Annotated in this window: 17 protein-coding genes and 1 pseudogene; 2 read left to right on the plus strand and 16 right to left on the minus strand. The window is 60.6% G+C overall.

Annotated elements, in window-relative coordinates; genetic code table 11:
• Window positions 1–62: 62 nt before the first annotated feature.
• Window positions 63–638, plus strand: a complete 576-nt coding sequence (locus tag GON09_RS25430; protein WP_213934784.1) for a nuclear transport factor 2 family protein — start codon at window positions 63–65, stop codon at window positions 636–638.
• Between the two features lie 359 nt (window positions 639–997).
• Window positions 998–1156, plus strand: a pseudogene (locus GON09_RS28505) (IS3-like element ISTesp3 family transposase); the annotation flags it as partial.
• 39 nt (window positions 1157–1195) lie between these two features.
• Here GON09_RS28505 and GON09_RS25435 read toward each other — a convergent pair.
• The 16 genes from GON09_RS25435 to GON09_RS25510 form a co-directional block, all read right to left on the minus strand.
• Window positions 1196–2044, minus strand: a complete 849-nt coding sequence (locus GON09_RS25435; RefSeq protein WP_213934785.1) for an SDR family oxidoreductase — start codon at window positions 2042–2044, stop codon at window positions 1196–1198.
• Between the two features lie 48 nt (window positions 2045–2092).
• Window positions 2093–3319, minus strand: coding sequence for a CaiB/BaiF CoA transferase family protein (locus GON09_RS25440; RefSeq protein ID WP_307854539.1), 1227 nt, complete (start codon window positions 3317–3319; stop codon window positions 2093–2095).
• 39 nt (window positions 3320–3358) lie between these two features.
• Window positions 3359–4525 carry an acyl-CoA dehydrogenase family protein gene (locus tag GON09_RS25445; RefSeq protein WP_213934786.1) on the minus strand — a complete coding sequence of 389 codons (1167 nt, stop codon included), beginning with the start codon at window positions 4523–4525 and terminating at the stop codon, window positions 3359–3361.
• Window positions 4526–4550: 25 nt separating this feature from the next.
• Entirely contained in the window at window positions 4551–5342 is a 792-nt protein-coding gene (locus GON09_RS25450) for a FadR/GntR family transcriptional regulator (protein ID WP_213934787.1), read from the minus strand.
• Between the two features lie 79 nt (window positions 5343–5421).
• A complete protein-coding gene (locus tag GON09_RS25455) occupies window positions 5422–6195 on the minus strand; it encodes an SDR family NAD(P)-dependent oxidoreductase (RefSeq protein WP_213934788.1) in 774 nt (257 codons plus the stop codon).
• Complete coding sequence (locus tag GON09_RS25460; RefSeq protein WP_307854540.1) at window positions 6192–7676, minus strand: class I adenylate-forming enzyme family protein; 1485 nt, start codon at window positions 7674–7676, stop codon at window positions 6192–6194. The genes GON09_RS25455 and GON09_RS25460 overlap by 4 nt, the downstream gene beginning before the upstream one ends.
• A gap of 76 nt (window positions 7677–7752) precedes the next feature.
• Window positions 7753–8793, minus strand: a complete 1041-nt coding sequence (locus GON09_RS25465; RefSeq protein WP_213934790.1) for an ABC transporter ATP-binding protein — start codon at window positions 8791–8793, stop codon at window positions 7753–7755.
• Window positions 8793–9917 carry an ABC transporter ATP-binding protein gene (locus tag GON09_RS25470; protein WP_307854541.1) on the minus strand — a complete coding sequence of 375 codons (1125 nt, stop codon included), beginning with the start codon at window positions 9915–9917 and terminating at the stop codon, window positions 8793–8795. Before GON09_RS25470 ends, GON09_RS25465 begins: the two co-directional genes overlap by 1 nt.
• Window positions 9914–10816, minus strand: a complete 903-nt coding sequence (locus tag GON09_RS25475; protein WP_244867024.1) for an ABC transporter permease — start codon at window positions 10814–10816, stop codon at window positions 9914–9916. The genes GON09_RS25470 and GON09_RS25475 overlap by 4 nt, the downstream gene beginning before the upstream one ends.
• Window positions 10813–11742, minus strand: coding sequence for an ABC transporter permease (locus GON09_RS25480; RefSeq protein WP_307854542.1), 930 nt, complete (start codon window positions 11740–11742; stop codon window positions 10813–10815). The genes GON09_RS25475 and GON09_RS25480 overlap by 4 nt, the downstream gene beginning before the upstream one ends.
• Before the next feature lie 131 nt (window positions 11743–11873).
• Window positions 11874–13298 (minus strand): ABC transporter substrate-binding protein, encoded by a 1425-nt coding sequence (locus GON09_RS25485; RefSeq protein WP_213934792.1) that lies wholly within the window; start codon window positions 13296–13298, stop codon window positions 11874–11876.
• 477 nt (window positions 13299–13775) lie between these two features.
• Window positions 13776–14894: an acyl-CoA dehydrogenase family protein gene (locus tag GON09_RS25490; RefSeq protein ID WP_213934793.1), complete on the minus strand. Its 1119-nt coding sequence runs from the start codon at window positions 14892–14894 to the stop codon at window positions 13776–13778.
• On the minus strand, window positions 14891–16090 hold the full coding sequence (locus tag GON09_RS25495; RefSeq protein ID WP_213934794.1) for an acyl-CoA dehydrogenase family protein: 1200 nt from the start codon (window positions 16088–16090) through the stop codon (window positions 14891–14893). Before GON09_RS25495 ends, GON09_RS25490 begins: the two co-directional genes overlap by 4 nt.
• The gene (locus GON09_RS25500; protein ID WP_213934795.1) at window positions 16087–16869 is read right to left on the minus strand and encodes an enoyl-CoA hydratase/isomerase family protein; all 783 of its coding nucleotides are present in this window, start codon (window positions 16867–16869) and stop codon (window positions 16087–16089) included. The genes GON09_RS25495 and GON09_RS25500 overlap by 4 nt, the downstream gene beginning before the upstream one ends.
• On the minus strand, window positions 16866–17819 hold the full coding sequence (locus GON09_RS25505) for an acyl-CoA dehydrogenase family protein (protein WP_213934796.1): 954 nt from the start codon (window positions 17817–17819) through the stop codon (window positions 16866–16868). The genes GON09_RS25500 and GON09_RS25505 overlap by 4 nt, the downstream gene beginning before the upstream one ends.
• Entirely contained in the window at window positions 17816–18964 is a 1149-nt protein-coding gene (locus tag GON09_RS25510) for an acyl-CoA dehydrogenase family protein (RefSeq protein WP_213934797.1), read from the minus strand. The genes GON09_RS25505 and GON09_RS25510 overlap by 4 nt, the downstream gene beginning before the upstream one ends.
• Window positions 18965–19013 lie beyond the last annotated feature (49 nt).

Below are 19013 nucleotides of genomic sequence, written 5' to 3' on the forward strand. Positions count from 1 at the left end.
GCGAACCGCCCGTGAGGTCGCAGCAACACGAGGGGGCGGCCACCCACCACGGAAGGACACGTATGGATCTGGATCGCGTGACCACCACCAGCCCGATCTCCGACGACGGAGAGCTCCGCCTGGCACTGAGGACCCTGGCAGATGTCGAGGCGATCAAGTCGCTCGCGGCTCTTTACGCGACAGCCGTGGACGACCACGACCTGAAGACCGTCATACGCTGCTTCGACTCCGACGGTAGCTTCACTCGCAACGGGGAGACCGTGACCGGACATCAGGCGCTGCGGACGTACTATCGCGGCCTGATGGACTATTACTCGGTGACGTTGCACTCCCCCGGCTGGCATGTCGTCACGGTCGAAGCGAGGGGTTCCGCTCGAGGCCTGCAGACCGGCCACGCCGAGTCCGTGCTCAATGGTGAGCTGATACGTGCGGCATATCGCTACGACGATCGCTATCTTCGCCGCCAGGATGGTCGATGGGTGTTCGCGGCAAGGACCCTTTCACTCATGTACGTGCTGCCAGAGGACCAGATGTCTACGGGTTTCCGAGACGAAATGAGGATCCGCGTTCCGGGCACCACGCCACGGGTCGCGGACTACCCGGAGCCACTCCACGCGCGGCACGACTGCCACTCCTGAGCCGCGGCACTTGCTGAGCACCACCTCTGCCTTCCACTACGAGCTGCGCCACCAGGGCAGCCAGACAGTCAACCTTCTTGTCGACGCGACAAGAAGCGGTGGCCGAAGGGTGCGATGGAAGCATCACACCGCCCTGCGTTGGTACTGCAACGACAGTTTGTAACCAGCCCTGCACTTATGATCTTGGTGCAGTCGGAAGTGCTGGAATGGTCAGCAGGGCTCACAGCGCTCTGCGGTCGGTTCGCGCACCGCTTCTCGCGGGTGGACTCACGGCGGCGGATGGCGACCTCGGTCCTCGACCCCGGTTCTTGGACACGCTGAAATCAGCATCCTCTGGGGATGCGAGATGATCTTCAGTCATGTCAGGAAAGAACTACTCGGAGGAGGCCCTACGCCAGGCCCTCGAGTTGTACGAGTCCACGCCGGGCGCGACGATCCGAGGTAACGCCGCTGACCTCGGGGTCGTACGCGGCACCCTCACCCACTGGACCGACCGGGGCGGGACCGGCACAAAATCAACCAAGCTCACCACCGAATATCACCGCCGAGCTCAACGACTACCGCTGGTGCATCCAGAAGTCGAGTTCGAGTTCTTCTTCGCTACCCGCATACCGATACGGGGCAAAGTCCGTAACACCTTCCGAGGCCAGCACCTCATCGTCGATGAAGCACTCACCGGTGGCCCCGCCGGCTGCATTGGTGAGCAACACATAAGCCGCATCACGCATAATGTCGGTCTTGCGGCTCTTGGCGGTCAATTCCTCGCCGAGAACGTTTCGCACGGCTGCGGTATCGATGGTCGTCCGCGGCCACAACGAGTTCACCGCGATCGAGTCGCCTTGCAGTTCACGGGCCAACCCGATCGTCACCAGGCTCATCGAAAACTTGGAAATGGTGTACGCCGTGCCGATGTTGTCGAACCACTCGGGTGCAAGGTTGATCGGCGGCGACAACGTCAAGACGTGTGCGTTGTCCGAGCGACGCAGGTGCGGTATCGCTGCCTTGGTCAGAGCAAACGTACCCCGGGCATTGACGTCCAGCATCAGATCGTACTTCTTCATACTGATGTGCTCGGTGGGCGACAAGTCCAGGGCGCTGGCATTGTTCACGACGATGTCAAGGCCTCCGAACTGGCTCGCAGTCTGATCGATTGCCGCCTGTACGGACTCGTCATCGCGGACATCCCCGACGATTGGCAGCGCGTGCCCTCCGGCCTCTTCGATCGCTTTGGCGGCCGTGAATATGGTGCCGGGTAGCTTCGGATGCGGGGTCGACGTCTTCGCCAGCAATGCGACGTTTGCCCCGTCCTGGGCGGCCCGGATCGCGATCGCCTCTCCGATTCCTCGACTGCCCCCTGAGATGATCAGGGTGCGTCCGGCCAGAGATCTATTCGATGCGCTACTCATCTTCCCCTTGCCTCTGTTGTTTCTGTCGACGGCCGAACGTTCATGATGTCAAGCCGTGGTAATGATGTCCGACGAGTTCGACTGCGCAACATCTGCTTCGATCAACGCACCGATCTCCTCGGGGCTGTACCCGAGCCTTCTCAGAACTCGCCGGGTGTCGGCTCCTCGATCCCGAGGAGAAGTCACCACTTTCCCGGGCGTTCGGCTGAGTTTGATCGGTATGCCGACCGATCGATGACCATCTTTGTCCACCACCATCTTCCGGTGGAGGATATGGGGATCTTGCAACGCTTGCGCAACGTTGTTCACCTGTGACGCAGGTACACCGAGCGCCAGGAGTTCTTTTGCAAGAACACTCGCCGTCCGACCATCGATGGCTTGCGCCAGCAAGATTCGTAGAGCATTCCTGTTCCGAACACGATCGGAGTTCGTGGCAAATCGCGGATCCAACGCGACCTCGGGAATCTCGAGTAGGGAGGTGAGTCTCTCAAATTGACGATTATTTCCCGCGCCGATGAAGACTTGACCGTCCGCGGCATCGAAGGTGTCATACGGCGCGATCGTCGGATGCGCCGATCCGGTGCGTTGCGGAACCCGACCATCACCGAGATGTGAGTGTGAATGCGGGTGCAGCAGCGACACCGCGGTGTCGACCAGAGTGCAGTCCACGAGCTGGCCCAATCCGGTGCGAGTCCGATCGTTGAGCGCCAGGAGAATTCCGGAGAATGCGTAGACACCGGTCACCATGTCGACGATCGGCACGCCGACACGCAATGCCGGACCGTCGGACTCTCCATTGATGCTCATCAACCCGCTGTAGGCCTGTACAACGGCGTCATATCCGGGCATCGCGCCCATCGGGCCGTCGATACCGAAGCCCGTGATGCGACACTGAATCAGCTCGGGAAACTGTTCGCGCAGCATCTGATCGGAGTATCCCCACTTCGCCAGGGTTCCTGCCTTGAAGTTCTCGACCAAGACGTCGGCCTGCGAGATGAGCCGCCCGAGGACACGCTGGCCGTCCTCGGTCCGAAGGTCGAGGCTCACGTTCGTCTTGTTCCGATTGATTCCGCTGAAGTACGCGCTCATCGTCTCGCTCACAAACGGTGGTCCCCACGTGCGCGTTTCATCGCCGGCGGGTGGTTCAACCTTGATCACCTCGGCGCCGTGGTCGGCGAGCATCTGTGTACACAAAGGCCCAGCCAAAACTCGCGATAGATCGAGAACGCGAAGACCGGCAAGGCTTCCATGGGGTGACGGGAGTGCGTTCAACACGGGTCCCTTCGTTCGATGGGATGGTGTTCTGGCATTTACTCAGTACGACTTAGGCAGGCCGAGAACGTGGTTGGAAATGTAGTTCATCACCATCTCCTGGCTGACCGGAGCAATGCGGAGGATCCGAGACTCACGGAAATATCGCTCCACATGGTACTCACGTGCGTAGCCCATCCCGCCGTGTGTCTGAATCGCTTGATCGGCGGTGTTGAAGCCGGCGTCGGCGCACAACCACTTGGCCATATTCGCTTCACGCCCGCACGGCAAGCCGTTGTCGTAACGCCACGCAGCGTTCCGTGCCATCAATTCTGCCGCGTCCAACCGCGTGACCGCCTCGGCCAACGGGAACGCCACACCTTGATTCTGACCAATGGGCCGATCGAAGACCACTCGGTCCTTCGCGTACGTGACGGCCCGGGCCAGCGCGGCCCGGCCGATGCCCAGAGCTTCGTGCGCGAGCAGAATTCGTTCTGGATTCAGTCCGTCGAGAAGGTATTTGAAGCCCTCGCCCTCCTCGCCTACTCTGGCGCTGTCCGGGACGAAGTAGTCATCGATGAAGACCTCATACGATGACACAGCGTTGCGGCCCATCTTCGGAATGGCTTTCAAAGTGACGTGCTCGGGATCGATGTCGATGAGGAACAGTGTCATCCCATCGGTAGATCGCTCGACCTCGTTGCGCTTGGTGGTGCGGGCGATGAGGATCATCTTCGTCGAATCACCGGCTTTGGTGATCCATACCTTCCGCCCATTGATGATGTAACCCTTGTCGACCTTCTCGGCAAAGGTTGTGATGTTGGTGGTGTCGGTGCCCGCGTTCGGCTCGGTCACTCCGAAACACACATGCAACGAGCCTTCCGCCGCGGCCGGGAGTATTTCCCTACGAAGCTCCTCGCTGCCGTGTTTAACTATGGTGTTAAGACCGAAGATCGTCAGATGCATCGTACTGCAGCCGTTCATGCCGGCACCTGATGCTGCGATCTCCTCGAGGAGCAGTGCTGCCTCGAAGATCCCGAGCCCGCCGCCGCCGTATTCTTCGGGAATCGCGATTCCCAACCATCCGTCGGCAGCAAACTTGCTATAGAACTCCCAAGGGAATTCGCCTTTTTCGTCCTTGTCGGCCCAGTATTCATCGGAGAAGCTCCGGGCGAGTTCCCTCGCCCCGGCGCGCATTCGTTCCTGGTCTTCGGTCAATTCGAAATTCATGATGTGATCCTTTCGGGGCGGTCGTTCATCGCATCGAAGGTCGCCCAAGCCACGAGGAACTGCTCGAAACATTGACGACGCTGTCACCGTGATGTTCGATGATGAACGCTTGAGTGGCTTCCAGATGTGCCCGGGCCAGCCGTTTCGCCTCACCGGGCCGCCCGGCCTCGATTTCGTCGACGATCCGCCGATGCGCGCACACAACATCGCTTTCGAGGGCCGAACTCGGGTAACTGCCCTTTCGCGTGGTCGCGACAGCCCACGCCTGCTCCTGGGCCGACCACAGGGCGACGTAACTGCCCACTGCCGAGCGGATCACCGGATTCGGGGTGAACGAGACGATGAGCCGGTGAAAGTCGCGCCCGGATTGAGTGAAAACCACGCCGTCGTTCATTGTCTGCTCGGACATCTCAACACAGCGCCGAAGGGCCGGTACCACCACTTCGGCACGGTCTTCCCGTGAAGCACAGGCCTCCGCACAGTTCGGCTCGAGCATCTGAAGCCCTACAGCAAGGTCGCGCAAGGTCACTCGCGCCGACTGGAGGGACAGACCGATATGATAGGCCGCCTGCGCCTCATCCGGTCGATGCACGTCTGCGCCGCCGACCTTCCCTCGCCGCACCGTCACCAAACCCTCGGTCTCGAGGATCCGTAGCGCCTCCCTGATAGAGGGATGACTCACACCGAATTCTCTGACCAGTTGCTCTTGGGTCGCAAAACTGTATTGGTCATCGGCAAAGATGCGCTCGCGCAACTCCGCTGCCACGGTTTCCGCGATGCGACGATGTGGAATCCGGCTGTTCCGCGCCGCCGTCACGGTTCAGACATCTTGTTACCACCCCGGACAGTCACACATAGACCGGGACTGTGCTGCCCGTGAGACAGCGGCCCGGATGTCATCGGGCCGTCCATCCACCGTCTACGACAATCGTTTGTCCTGTCACGTACGACGCCATATCGCCCGCGAGCCACACTACGGCGCCGACGATGTCGTCCGCCGTACCCTGCGTCGGCAGAGGGGTGTTTCGGCGCAGATATTCGGATGCGCGTTCACTGTCGTACAGGGGTCCAGTGATCTCGCTACGGAAGAACCCCGGAGCCACGGTGTTGACCCGAATGGAATGACGCGCCCACTGGACGGCCAATTCGACGGTGAGACCCGACAAACCGGCTTTGCTCGCGGCATACGACGCCTGTGGGATCCCGGGTATCCCGACCCTCCCACTGATGGAGGAGATGTTTACGATGGATCCTCTGCCCGCGGCCACCATGTGGGGAAACGCTGCTTGCGCCAATAAAAATGGCGCCGCCAGGTTGAGATCGAGTGTCTGACGAATTGCCTCGATCGGTTCGGATTCGGCCTTCTCCTCGGTGAACATGCTGCCCGCGGCATTGATCAAGATCTCCGGCGGACCCAACGCCTCGACGACCTCAGGGACGACCGAGGCGACCTGCTCGAGCACAGAAAGGTCACGGGCTACCGCAACACCGCCTATCCGTTCCACCAGACCGGCGAGTCTGTCAGCACGACGAGCCACGACGGCGACCCGGGCCCCGGACTTCGCCAGCGCCTCCGCGACTGCAACCCCGAGTCCGGACGAAGCTCCGGTAACGACCGCCACACGTCCGTCGAGGCCAAGCGTGGATGCTTCGGTAGGGCAATTCGTCATGCCGGATCCTTTGCTGTCGATGTCGATGTCAATTGTGCACTGACGAACTCGGCGAGACCTGATCGCGGAACCTTGCCCATTGCATTGATTGGAAGAGCTTCGACCTGGGTCCAGACCTCGGGGACCTTATACGGAGACAATTTCTGCCGGCACAATTCTGCGAGTGCGTCCGTGTCGATCGGCCCCACGCCTTCGAATGCTGCCGCCACCCGCTCTCCGAGGCGATCGTCGGGCACGGGGTAGACGACAACCTTGGTGATATCCGGATGGGTCGAAATGACCCGCTCCACCTCGAGGGGATATATGTTGGCACCACCACGGATTATGACCAGCTTCTTACGATCCAGAACGGTCAACCACCCGTTCTCGTCGACCGTGCCCATGTCGCCGGTGGCGATGACTGACGACTCTGTCGGACGCACGCCACCGTTCTCCCAGTACCCGAGCAGCGGCCGCCACACATCAGCAAACGGTCCGACCTCGGTTGACGTTATCCGCAGTTCGCCGAGCTCGCCCGCGGGCAACCTCACACCGTCGTCGTCATACGCTGCCACGTCGTACTGGGGTAACACCTGGCCGCTGCTCCCCTCCCGCCAGTCCGCCCCGACCGGATCGATCGACACGACCGTCGGCGCCTCTGTCAACCCGTAAGTGGCGCGCGGGATCAGCCCGTACCTTTCTGCGAACTCGCGCCGTAGCGCATCGGAGGTGTCGGCGCCGCCGCTCCACACCTCTCGCAGCGAGGACAGATCGACGTCATCTCGCCGGGCCAAATCGTAGAGCTGCGCGGGTGCACCATTCCACAAGGTGATCTTGCGCGACGCGATCCAATCTGCGACACCGGAAGCATCGCGGCGGTTCATGATCACACAGCATCCACCGACCTGTGCGGTCAGAAGTGTCGACAGCACCATCAGGTTGAGAATCGTCAGCGGAAAGCTGTCACCTTTGCGCAGATCGGGTCCCCAACCGCGAGAATGCGCCAGCGCGGCACCGGGCAACAGCATGTTCCGCTGGCTGTGGACAACTGCCTTCGGCCGACCAGATGTACCGCTGGTGAAGGCAATTCCCGCAGGTGCATCGATGTCGTGCTCCACCGACGGCGCAGACTCATCAGAGGCGAGAAGCTCGGCCCACCGATCGAGGTCCACTCTGCCCGCACTCTTCAGTCGGTACTCGGGGCCGGCGAGCACCAACATCGGCTCACAGAGATCCCGAATGTGCTCCTGCTCGCCCTCCGACAACGCTTCTCCGACACCGGTCCAGACCGCTCCGATTCTCTGGGCACCGTGGAACGCGGCAACGATGTCCAGGTCGTTGGGCAGACATGCTGCCACCCGATCCCCCGGACGTACGCCGAGTTTCCACATCGCGCCGGCCGCCCGCCGTGCCTGCTCATCGAGCTCGCGGTAACTCCACACCCCGGAGATCGCCTCGACGGCTGGGGAATCCGGTCGGTCCGCAAGCGCGGCATCGAGCACCCGATCGATAGTCCTCAATTTCTGCACAACCTCACGCTTCCGTTATCTTCATGATGCTTGAACACATCAAGCGACGTCACCGACCGGCCGCCACCGAGGCGTCGGAGAGACCTTCGTCCCGGATCGAAACCTTCAGAGGGAAGTGGCACGCCGCGAAATGGCCCGGTTCGATTTCTCTGATCTCCGGCTCTTCTTCGGCACATCTACTCCGTGCAGATGGGCACCTCGTGCGGAAGCGGCAGCCACTGGGCGGATCCAGAGGTGACGGCAGATCTCCGCTGAGGGTGAACTCTTGCACCGGAGCTTCGGGATCCGGTTCCGGGATGGACTTGATCAGGGCCTGCGTGTACGGATGCACCGGTGAGGTGAACAGATCGTCGGAACCGGCGACCTCACAGATCTTTCCGAGATACATCACAACAACGCGGTCACTCACGTTCTTGACAACGGCAAGGTCGTGCGCAATGAACAGCAGCGTCAGCCGGTAACGCTTCTTCATGTCCTCGAGAAGGTTGATTATCTGCGCCTGCACCGACACGTCCAGGGCCGAAACTGGCTCATCGCAGATCACGATCTCTGGATCGAGAACCATCGCACGCGCAATCGAGATCCGTTGACATTGCCCACCCGAGAACTCGTGGGGTCTGCGGTCCGATGCAGTATCGGCATCCAGGCCAACACGATCGATCATTTCCAAGGATCTCTTGGTGACCTCGTCCTTGCTCAGACCACCTTGAATCCGCAAACCTTCCGCGATGATGTCCTTCACCTTTCGCAAGGGGTTCAAGGACGAAATCGGGTCCTGGAAGATCATCTGCAGTTTCCGGCGATGTCGCCGCAGTGCAGTACCCGACGTACCCAGCAGGTCGGTGCCATCGACCAGGACCTGCCCGGACTTGGGCGGCGGCAACTGCATAATTGCCTTAGCCACGCTGGACTTTCCGCAACCCGACTCCCCCACGAGCCCGATGGTCTCTCCGCGACGGGCATCCAAGCTCACGTCGGAGACCGCAAAGACACGGTCACCGTCTTTCCCGCGGTACTCCACGGTCAGATTTCGAATACTGAGAACGACATCGCCGTCGTCCCGCAGATGAGCAGTTCCACTGCCGGCCATCAGATCACGCCCCTCGAGTCGAGCTCGGTACCGGCCGCGGTGGTACCCGCAGCCGCGTTGACCGCACGGGCCGCCTCGCCCTCCGGAGTTCCCAACGGGAAGAAGCACGCCACAGAATGGTCGCTTCTGTCGTCGGACACCGAAAGTAAGGGCGTCTCCACCAAGCACCGCGCCTGCGCTGACGGGCACCTCGGGGCGAAGCTGCATCCGGGCGGGGGATCGATGATCGTCGGTGGCCGACCCGGAATCGAAGGGAGGTAGGTATGGCTCGGATTCGCCAGCCTCGGAATGGCATCGATCAGCGCCCGGGTGTACGGGTGGCGCATGTGTGCGAACAGTTCGCGTGTCGGGCCCTTTTCCACCACCCTGCCCGCGTACATCACAGCAATCGTGTCCGCGCGGCCGGCCACCACTCCCAGATCGTGCGTAATCAGGATCATTGCCATGTTCGACTTGACCTGCAGGTCGTGGAGCAGATCGAGGATTTGTTGCTGCACCGTCACATCGAGCGCGGTAGTCGGTTCGTCTGCTATCAACAATTTCGGACTGCACGAGATTGCGAGCGCTATCGTCACCCGTTGACGCATACCACCGGACAGGTTGTGCGGATACTGATCAAAGCGCTTGAGCGGCTCAGGGATTCCTACCTGCGTCAACAAACGTATGACGGTTTCCTTCGCAACTTGCCGGTCGAGACCGAGATGGTAACGCACCGTCTCCGACAGCTGTTCACCGATAGTCATCACCGGTGTCAGGGACGTCATCGGGTCCTGAAAAACCATCGAGAGGTCGACACCCCAGAGGTGCTGGTTCTTCTTTCTCGACACGGTTACCAGATCAGTGCCGGCAAATCTGATCCGGCTACCGTCCCGCACCTGCGCGCTGGGCGCGAGAATTCGCATGATCGCACGGGACAGAACAGATTTACCGGACCCGGATTCGCCGACGATCCCCAACGTCTTGCCCGCCTGCAGCTCGAGGTCTACACCATCTACGGCACGTACGAGGCCACGGGGTGTATCGAACCAGACTCGGAGGTCCGAAATCTCGAGGAGATTCGACTGCTCGACCGAAGGCGCCGCAACCTCAGCCTCGTCGACCGCTGTCCTACCACTGCTCATCATATGGCCGACTCCTTACCGATCCGACCCCGCGCCCAATCACCGAGTCTGTTGAATGAAAAGACTGTGAGAAAGAAGAACAGGGAGGGGACCAGTACCAGATGTGGATATTCACGAAGGTACTCACGACCTTCTGCGAGCATGCCGCCCCAGCTCGGCGTAGGCGGCGGAACGCCCAACCCCAAGAAGCTCAAGCTCCCCTCTGCAACCACGAGAGTAGCCATCACGACCAAAGCGAGCGACATCACGGGCAACATGACATTGGCGAGAAGTTCGCGTGTCAGTATTCGAATCGGACTTGCACCGAGTGCTTTCGATGCGGTGACGAACTCTCGATCAGAGAACGCGATGGTATTCGCTCTCGCAACACGGGCGAAGTTCGGGATCCCCAAAAGTGCGAGACCGATCACCAACGTCGAAAGCGAGGGACCGAGCGCAGCTACGAGCGCGATCAAGAAGATCAACGCGGGGAATGACAACAGGAAGTTGATGAGAACCGAGATCACGGTATCGACAGCTCCGCGCAGATAGCCGGCGAGCATACCGATCGTGACGCCGATGACCATAGCTACTGCGGTACCGCCGATGGCTACGGTCATCGACACTCGAGCACCGAAGATGCATCGGGACAAGATGTCTCGCCCGAGCGGGTCGGTGCCCAACGGGTGAGAGCTGAAACCTGGTGCAGCATTGAACGTGTCGCTCAACTCGTTGGGGTCGGGGAAGGGCAACCAGTTCGCCGCCAGCGCGGCAAATACCACGAGCCCGATCCACACCGCCCCCAGTAGGGCACCGTAATCATGACGACGTCGCCGAGACCGCCTCGGACGGTCGATACGTCGTTTGCCGGGCACCAGTATCGGCTTGGCGGATTCGCTGCCCCGTTGAATGAGGTCGGTCATGATGCCTGCACCTTTCGAACTCTCGGATCGAGCCATGGATACGCCGAGTCGACAATGGTGTTCAATACCAAATAGATGACTGCGCTGAGGAGGACGATGGCCTGCACCACGATAAAGTCCCGCGACAAGATCGAGTTCACCACCAAGGAGCCCATGCCCGGGAGCGAGAAGATCAGCTCGACGATGACGGTGCCACCGATCAGCCGCCCGATCACCACACCGGATACGGTGACCAGAGAAAACGACGACTGGCGGAGTGCATGGCGGACGAGAATCCGCCATGTGGGCAAACCGCGCGCACGCGCGGACAGCACGTGATCTTGCTGGAGCGTTGTGATCATGTCCCCCTTGAGAATCCGGGTGAACAAGACGCATTCGCCGGCCGCCAAGGTGAGCACAGGCAGGATCAGGTACTTGATGTGCTCGATCGGATCCTCAGAAAATGGCACCCATCCCAGAATCGGTAGCACCCCTAGCTGCACGCCGAAGACGAAGACCAGCAGGATTCCGAGGACAAACGAAGGTATGGCCAAGGTCGCCGAGGTCGCCGCCGTGGCAACCTTGTCGAACTTGCCTCCCTGACGGTACGCCGACCAGACGCCGACCGGGATCGAGACGACAAGCGCCACGCTCATCGACACAACTGCAAGTTCCAGGGACACCGGGGCGCGTTCTGCGATCAACGCCATCACATCGTTGTTCGTCGCTAGAGACATCCCGAAGTCACCTTGAACGATTCCACCGATCCAAGACAAATAGCGGTCGAGCAGCGGTTCATTCAGCCCGTAGAGTTCGCGTGCCGCCTCTCGCACGTCCTCCGGCGAGCCGGGAGGAACCAGACTGTCCACGGGGTCACCGGGAATCAGCTCCAGCAGAAGGAAAACTGCCACACTGACCATCCAGACCAGTAAGAGGAAGTTCGCCACTCCGATAAGTATGCGCTTGATGGATCTTCCACTCACGTCTAGATCACATCCCTTCGTTGATGTGCCACCCCCGGGTGGGAGCGACTGCCGGCCAGTCGCTCCCAATCGAATGGCAATTCGAACTATCCGGACTACTTGTTGAGCCAGACTTCGTCGACGATCACACCGGCGGCTGACGGCACCCCGATGACCTTCAGCCCTTCGACGTCCTTCTGACTGAAGATGTATCCCTCGGGGTATCGCCACGTCCGGATCGGTGCGTCCTCGGACACCACACCGTTCACCGTCTGGTACGCAGCTTTCACATCTTCTGGGTCATTTGACGTTCGCGTTGTCTCCAGCGCGGCATCGACTTCCGGATTGGAGAAGCCCGTGATGTTGTTCTTGCCGCCGGAATGGAACGTATCGTAGAGGGCATCCATCTGCTGTGAGAGCGTCGAACCCAGCACCATCTGGAAGTCACCCGCACGTCGCATCGTCTCGAGGGCCCCGTATTCCACCGGTTCGATGTTCACCGTCAGACCGTTGATCTTCTGCAACTGCGACTGGAGAACCTGCGCTACAAGAGTCAGGTCGGGGATCCCGGCATGAACGTTGAAGGACAGAGTGACATCCGACTTGCCCGTGCGACTGAGGTATGAATCGAAGATCTTCTGTGCCTCGTCGAGGTTCAGTTCCGGGTACTTACCCAGTGCATCATCACGGAACTCGCTGTCGGGTCTCAGGAAAGCGTCAGCCGAGTCGGTGCCAGGGTAGACCGCGGCGTTGATACCCTTCGGATCGATGCTCTTCTGAATGGCGAGTCGCAGGTCCGGGTCTTCGAGAACTGGATCCTCGAGATTGAGGTTCAGTCCCGTACCTCCGACCAGGGGCAGGGTATGGACGGTGAAACCTTCGGCCTCCATCGTCTTCGCGTCCTTCGATTGCGTGGACCAGGCGATATCGATCTCGCCTGCGCGCAACGCATTCAGTCGCTGATCATCGTGCTTGATGACCTTCAACACGAAGCTGTCGAGATACGGCAGGTTGGCATCCCAGTAATCGGGATTGGCAACGTATCGGGCTTCCGTGTCGCGAGTCCAGCTCTCCAGCAGGAACGGGCCCGCCCCAATGGGGGCATTACCATAATCGGCACCCATCTCCTGCATCGCGGTGGGCGACCCGATCATCCCGAGTCCTTGCGTCATCGCCCAGGGCAATTGGAAGTTGGGCGTCGCCGAGGTGACCTCGAGCGTCAGTGGATCCACCACTCGCCACGTCAACGGCGCCGCAAGTTCGGTTGCCGTCGAGAGTGTTGCCGGATCTTTGATCCGGGCCCAGTTGAACGCAACCGCCTCAGCGTCATACGGTGTGCCGTCGCTGAACTTGACACCGTCACGAAGCTTCAGGATCCAGGTGACGCCATCGGTCGATTCGAAGGACTCAGCCATTGCCGACACCATCTCGTCGCTTTCGGCGTCGTACTCCAGCAGCGTGCCGAAGATCGGTGCACACCTGTCGTAGTTGTAGGGACACCAGGCCGGATCGAGTGTCTTGGATTCGATGTTCACCGCCATGACCAGTTCTCCGCCATGTTTGGGATCACCGACCGGTCCACCGTCACTGGCCACTGTCGAAGTACCGCCACACCCGGCGACTACAGTCACGAGCACAGCGCACGGAATCATCGCTCTCCACGCTCGTCCCCACTTCACCAACATTCGGTTGCTCCTGTCGTATTTCGTCGCGCCAGCCACACGTGCCCACGTGACTTGTCTGGGTACCGCTGCGTGACAAGCGAATAGATGTTTCCAAGAGTGGCGCTACGGACTCGCACACCACATCACAGCTGAGTTGTGACTGCAGTCACAGGAGGAAGTATGCGTTATTTTATCAAGATATACAATACTAGTGATGATTACGATGATTGCCGGTCGATCAGGTACACCCGCGTGCTGCCGCCACCAGCGACTCGAGCGACGTCAACTTTCAGGATGGCGGCAAGGACAAGCTCGAGGCCGGTTGCCCTTCGCGCTCGTCACCCGAGCAGGTGATCAGTAGTCGCGATTTGACGCCCGGACACCGCGCTCCAGATATCGAGTGCCTAACAACTTTCGATGCGCTGCAGGAGAACCGAATTGAGAACGGTTCAGGGTAGCGCGCTTCAGGTAGACGTGGATGCCACTTTCCCACGTGTATCCCATCCCGCCGTGAAGTTGCATTGCCTTGCCGGCGATGTCGACTGCCATTTCCGTTGCGAAGGCTTTGGCCATCGAGGCAGCCACTGCGGATTGCTCATCCCACTCGGGAGTACACACGGCGTCAACGGCTCTGGTCACGAGTTTACGGGCGATCGTGATGTTCACCAACATGTCTGCGCACGCGTGCTTGACTGCCTGGAACGAGCCAATCTTACGATTGAACTGCTCACGCATACAGGCATATTCGACAGTCGCGTCGAGCATGGCCTCACTTATTCCGATGCTGTCACAAGCGATCGCCACAGCGGTGCGATCGTTCACTCGCCGCATCGACTTGTCCGGATCGCCACTGAAACGGTGGACGGAACATTTTGGAACGGTCACGCCATCAGCAATGATCTCCCCGAACGAACGGGTCTCATCCACCACGGGCTGCTCTGTAATAGACAGTCCGGAACAGCCCTTCGCGACCTCGGCCACTACTCGGGTGCCGTCCGGCAGCATTGCCGGTACCAGAAACTGATCCGCTAGAAATACATCCGGGACGAAACCCGCCGAACCGTTGAGCGTATACTGGCCCCGCCCGTCGATGAGCTCAAAAATCGCGTTCGACGGAAGATCACCAGACTGCACAAGGACTGGTACGGCTTCACCTTTGGCAGTCTGTCGAAGCAGGTCGTCACGATTTGGGCTTTCCTCCAGTAAGGTGAGAACACCGACGGCAGCCGAGGCAACCGCCGAGTACGGTCCGCCGGCCGCCGCACGGCCGTATTCCCGGAGGATGACTGCGATCTCCGCGAATGTTGCCCCCGCGCCCTCGAGTTCGTCCGCGATCTCGAGCCCCAACCAACCGGCGCCGGCAATCTGCATCCAGTCGATCACGCCGGTGGACGTGACTGAGCCCAGAGCGTCGCGTGCGACGGTGGCGAGTTCGTCGTGAAAAACGGTGAAATCGTCAACGTGATCAGTCATCGGCTACTCCGTGGTTCATATGGCAATCCGAGACCACGCTCCCCGATGATCGTTCGCTGGATCTCACTGGTACCGCCGGGAATCGTCCATTCCCAGGACCCGATGAAATCCAGTACCCAGGAACCTGATTCCCAACCGCTCGACAGTGGTTTGCGTAGTTTGGTCTGACCGCCGAGGCCGGCGATGTCGGCGCCGAAATCGGTCATCCGTTGAAGCAACTCGCTGTAATACAACTTGACGATCGACGCATCGGCTTGCCCCGGGCTGTCGTTCCCGACGAACTCCGCACACAAGGCGCGCAGTCCGGTGACCTCGATCTCCAAAGTGGCGAGGCGGTCTACAACAGCGGCGTCATCCAAGGGACGAGTCCCGTCGACGCGTCGCTCTGCGCACAGTTCCACAAGCCATGGAAAGCCGCCGTGGCCCAGCCGTTCCGCTAGTTCCAGCATGGTCATTCCGCGTTCCGCGCCCAGAGTCTCCTGCGCAATCCTCCAGCCCTCGTTCTCCTTCCCGACCATTGCAGAGGTCGGGATCACCACATCATTGAGGAAGATCTCGCAGAAATGGGATTCACCAGTTGCCTGCCGAATCGGACGCACATCTACACCGGGTGAACGCATGTCCATCAGGAAGTAGGAAATGCCGCGACGTTGCGGAGCCTCGGGATCGGTACGCGCGAGGAGGAGACACCAATCGGCATGCATTGCTCCGCTGGCCCAGAGCTTCTGCCCGTTGACGACATAGTTGTCACCGTCCTTTCTCGCGGTAGTCGAAAGGGCTGCCATATCGGATCCGGCTCCGGGTTCAGAGAACCCTTGGCACCAGATTTCACCCTCCAGAATTGCCGGCAGATGACGGTTACGTTGTTCCTCGCTGCCGGCTGCGAGAAGAGTGGACGCGGCGTGATGTATCGAAACGAAAGGCAGGACCAGACGAGGCGCATCGTGAGCTGCCAGCTCCTGGTACAGCACCACCTGCTGTGCGACGGACATTCCCCCTCCCCATTCGACAGGCCAGTGTGGAACGGCGAAGCCGGCTGTGTGAAGCTCTGCGAACCAGCCTTTTTGAAACTGCACAAAAGCCGCGTCACTAGCTCCGGTCTGGGTCGTTCGCCAGTCGACGGGCACATGTGCTCGGCACCATTCACGTACCTGCGTCCGGAAGTTATCCAGCTCGAGGTCTTTGGAGATGCTCATCGGCTGCCGTCCCGACGCGCGAGCGCAAGCAATCGTTCGCGATGATCAGCGGACTGCATACTCGCGACCTCAGCCGCAAAACCCGCCTGCAAGGGGCCCGCGAGCGCCTGGGACAGGTACATGTTGACCACACGTTTCGTGCTGTGGAGCGCCTCTCGCGGTTGCCTGGCAAAGCGATCAGCGACGCGCCGGGCTTCTGACAAGAGACCGTCCGCGGAGACGGTGCGGGTGGCAAGGCCCAACTCGACCGCATGCGCGGCGGAGATACGATCCCCTGTATAGAGGTATTCGCGCGAGCGCAGAATCGGCGTCAGTAACGGCCAGAACGCCGCACCCCCGTCACCTGCTGTCAGACCCACAGCCACATGTGGATCAGCGAGGTAGGCATTCTCTGACATCAAGACTACGTCGCATAGCACAGCGATGCTGCATCCCAAGCCGACAGCGGGCCCGTTGATGGCAGCGATCACGGGGAGAGGAAACCGCAGCATTTCTTCGATGATCTCCGAGCCTTCGCGAATGCTGTCGTCCCGCGCCACTGGATCTTCGAGAAATGAGGTGATCCAGTCCAGGTCACCACCGGCGCTGAAGGCTCGCCCAGCTCCGGTAAGAATGACAACGGAGGCCTCGCGGTCGGCCGCCAACTGTCGCCACACGTTGGCGAGTGCCCAATGCAGGTCTTGGTTGACCGCGTTCAGATCGTCGGGTCGGTTGATCAGCACGGTGCGAACGGACCCATCAGATGTGACCGTCAGAGCAGATGGCAGATCGTACTTCACAACCCACCCGCCTCGTCGGCGGGATCGAACAACCCGGTCAATCCGCGACGTCCGACCTGGTCGGTCAGCGCGGCCGCGGTCGCCGACAATCCCACCGGAAGCCGTCGCAACGGCAGGCTGTACCTGGAAAACCACGACAACGCGGTCTCGTCACAGAAACCACTGGCCCCGTGGAGCTGATGTGCCACACGAAACACCTTGTCAGCCGCCTCAATTGCCGCCAAGCGCAGAGCCAGTGCGTCATCGACGGCCTCCGGCCGGCCGGTCTCGATGCTCCAGAGCGCGTACTTGGCCAGTACCTCGACACCGGATCGTTCCGCCTCGGCGTCGGTGAGCTGGAACTGCACGCCCTGAAGCGTCGCCAACGGCTTGCCGAACTGCTCGCGGAGCAGCACATGTGATCGTGTGAGGTCGATCGCCCTATCCAGCATCCCGAGGAGTGTCCAGCACGGCAGTACGAGACCGAGCGCGACGTCTGCAAGCCCGTTCGTGTCGAGCGGCTGCAGGTCCAGGGAAGCAACAAATGCCGAAGCACGAGGCGACCCCACCGAGGGCTGTGCGACGGCCACACTGCGGTGTCCACCCAACGTAGTGGCCACCCAACGAAGGTCCAGCCCCGAAACTGCCGCAGAAGGTTTGTTGTCGGCGATCACCAACAACCCGTCGAAGTCGAGGTCGACTGGCTTCGAAAGCCGCTCTGCCACCGGATACGGCACGGCCCAATAGCCCGCGCTGCGACATAACGCCGCTGCCGCCTCGAGCTCGTCTTCGTCCTTCCGCGGCGCAAGGTCCCAGGCACCGAGTTCACTGAAGACACCCGAGAGCAGCCGATCACGTTCATCGGGGTTGATTTCTGCGGCTTCGACAATTCCGTCGCCACCTGCGGACTCAAATGCGCGCAGGGCCGCGTGGCCGTAATCCCTTGCTTCCTTGCTCAAGTCGATGTTCATGACGTACCCAGCATCGTCCGCGCCAATAGAATTTTCTGCATCTCGATGCTCCCCGATGCAACGGTCGCTGCCTGTGAATAGCTCCAGTGGTCCCGAACATCCAGTTCGAACAGAACCGCCTTTTCCTCGGATGACTGCATGTAAGACACCATCTCGACCAACACCTCAGCACTTTCTTGATCCAGAGTGGTGACGGCGATCCGATACGATGCGGCATCGCCGGGATTCACTGCTCCCTCTGCTTGTTTCGCCACAACCTGATAGGCGAGCAACCGAGCTCGACGGCAGTGCACGAGTGCGCGTGCCCACCGGACACGCAATTCGGCAGGGAGGTCGTCCCACTGTTCGGCGAGCACTTCCGGCGCGCTCTGTAGCAGACGTTCGACACGCGCATATCGTGCTATACCCACTCGTTCGAAAGCCAGGACCTCGCGGACCACCTTCCAGCCGTCATCGACAGTCCCCAGGACTTGCGCCTCGGTCACCTTGACGTCATTGAAGAAGACTTCGTTCAAATGATGCGGACCCAACATTGTGCGGATTGGTCGCACTTCGATCGCCGGGTCGGACATAGGCACGAGGAACACAGTCAAGCCGCGCTGCTTCGGGCCCTCGGATGAGGTTCGTGCAAGCAGGAAGCACCACTGGGCCATCGTCGCGTAAGAGGTCCAGATCTTCTGACCCGAAATCGACCATCCGTCTCCATCGCGACGCGCGGTCGTCCGCAACGACGCCAGGTCCGATCCGGAACCGGGTTCGCTGAACCCCTGACACCAGATCACCTCACCGCGGCCGATCGGAGGCAGGTGCTGGCGCTGCTGCTCTTCGGTCCCGTGACGCATGAGAGTCGGTCCCACCCAGTTGACACCCATGTACTGGGCACCGCGAGGCTCGTGGTGCGCCCACATCTCTTCGCGGACCACTACTTCCTCCCATACCGAGGCGTCACGTCCACCGAATTCCTTCGGCCACGCCAGACACAGCAATTCCTTGTCAGCCAGGACTTTGCAGAACCCCTGCGCCGCCTGGAGATCTGCCGGATCATCCGTGAAGGCCCCCCGGAAGTGCGCAGGTACCTGGTCATTTATCAACCGACGTAACTCGGCGCGGAGCTCAGACGCCGCCGCACCCAACCCGAATTCCATGCGTTAGACGTTACTTCAATCATTGTTAGGATTGCAATACTTCGATCTG

Origin of the sequence: Rhodococcus sp. B50 (genome assembly GCF_013602415.1) — a bacterium.
Taxonomy (GTDB): Bacteria; Actinomycetota; Actinomycetes; order Mycobacteriales; family Mycobacteriaceae; genus Rhodococcus.

Coding starts and splice junctions, on each gene's coding strand:
- GON09_RS25430 (WP_213934784.1), top strand. CDS start 63: ATGGATCTGGATCGCGTGACCACCACCAGCCCGATCTCCGACGACGGA.
- GON09_RS25435 (WP_213934785.1), bottom strand. CDS start 2,044: ATGAGTAGCGCATCGAATAGATCTCTGGCCGGACGCACCCTGATCATC.
- GON09_RS25445 (WP_213934786.1), bottom strand. CDS start 4,525: ATGAATTTCGAATTGACCGAAGACCAGGAACGAATGCGCGCCGGGGCG.
- GON09_RS25455 (WP_213934788.1), bottom strand. CDS start 6,195: ATGACGAATTGCCCTACCGAAGCATCCACGCTTGGCCTCGACGGACGT.
- GON09_RS25465 (WP_213934790.1), bottom strand. CDS start 8,793: ATGGCCGGCAGTGGAACTGCTCATCTGCGGGACGACGGCGATGTCGTT.
- GON09_RS25470 (WP_307854541.1), bottom strand. CDS start 9,917: ATGATGAGCAGTGGTAGGACAGCGGTCGACGAGGCTGAGGTTGCGGCG.
- GON09_RS25475 (WP_244867024.1), bottom strand. CDS start 10,816: ATGACCGACCTCATTCAACGGGGCAGCGAATCCGCCAAGCCGATACTG.
- GON09_RS25485 (WP_213934792.1), bottom strand. CDS start 13,298: ATGGCGGTGAACATCGAATCCAAGACACTCGATCCGGCCTGGTGTCCC.
- GON09_RS25490 (WP_213934793.1), bottom strand. CDS start 14,894: ATGACTGATCACGTTGACGATTTCACCGTTTTTCACGACGAACTCGCC.
- GON09_RS25495 (WP_213934794.1), bottom strand. CDS start 16,090: ATGAGCATCTCCAAAGACCTCGAGCTGGATAACTTCCGGACGCAGGTA.
- GON09_RS25505 (WP_213934796.1), bottom strand. CDS start 17,819: ATGAACATCGACTTGAGCAAGGAAGCAAGGGATTACGGCCACGCGGCC.
- GON09_RS25510 (WP_213934797.1), bottom strand. CDS start 18,964: ATGGAATTCGGGTTGGGTGCGGCGGCGTCTGAGCTCCGCGCCGAGTTA.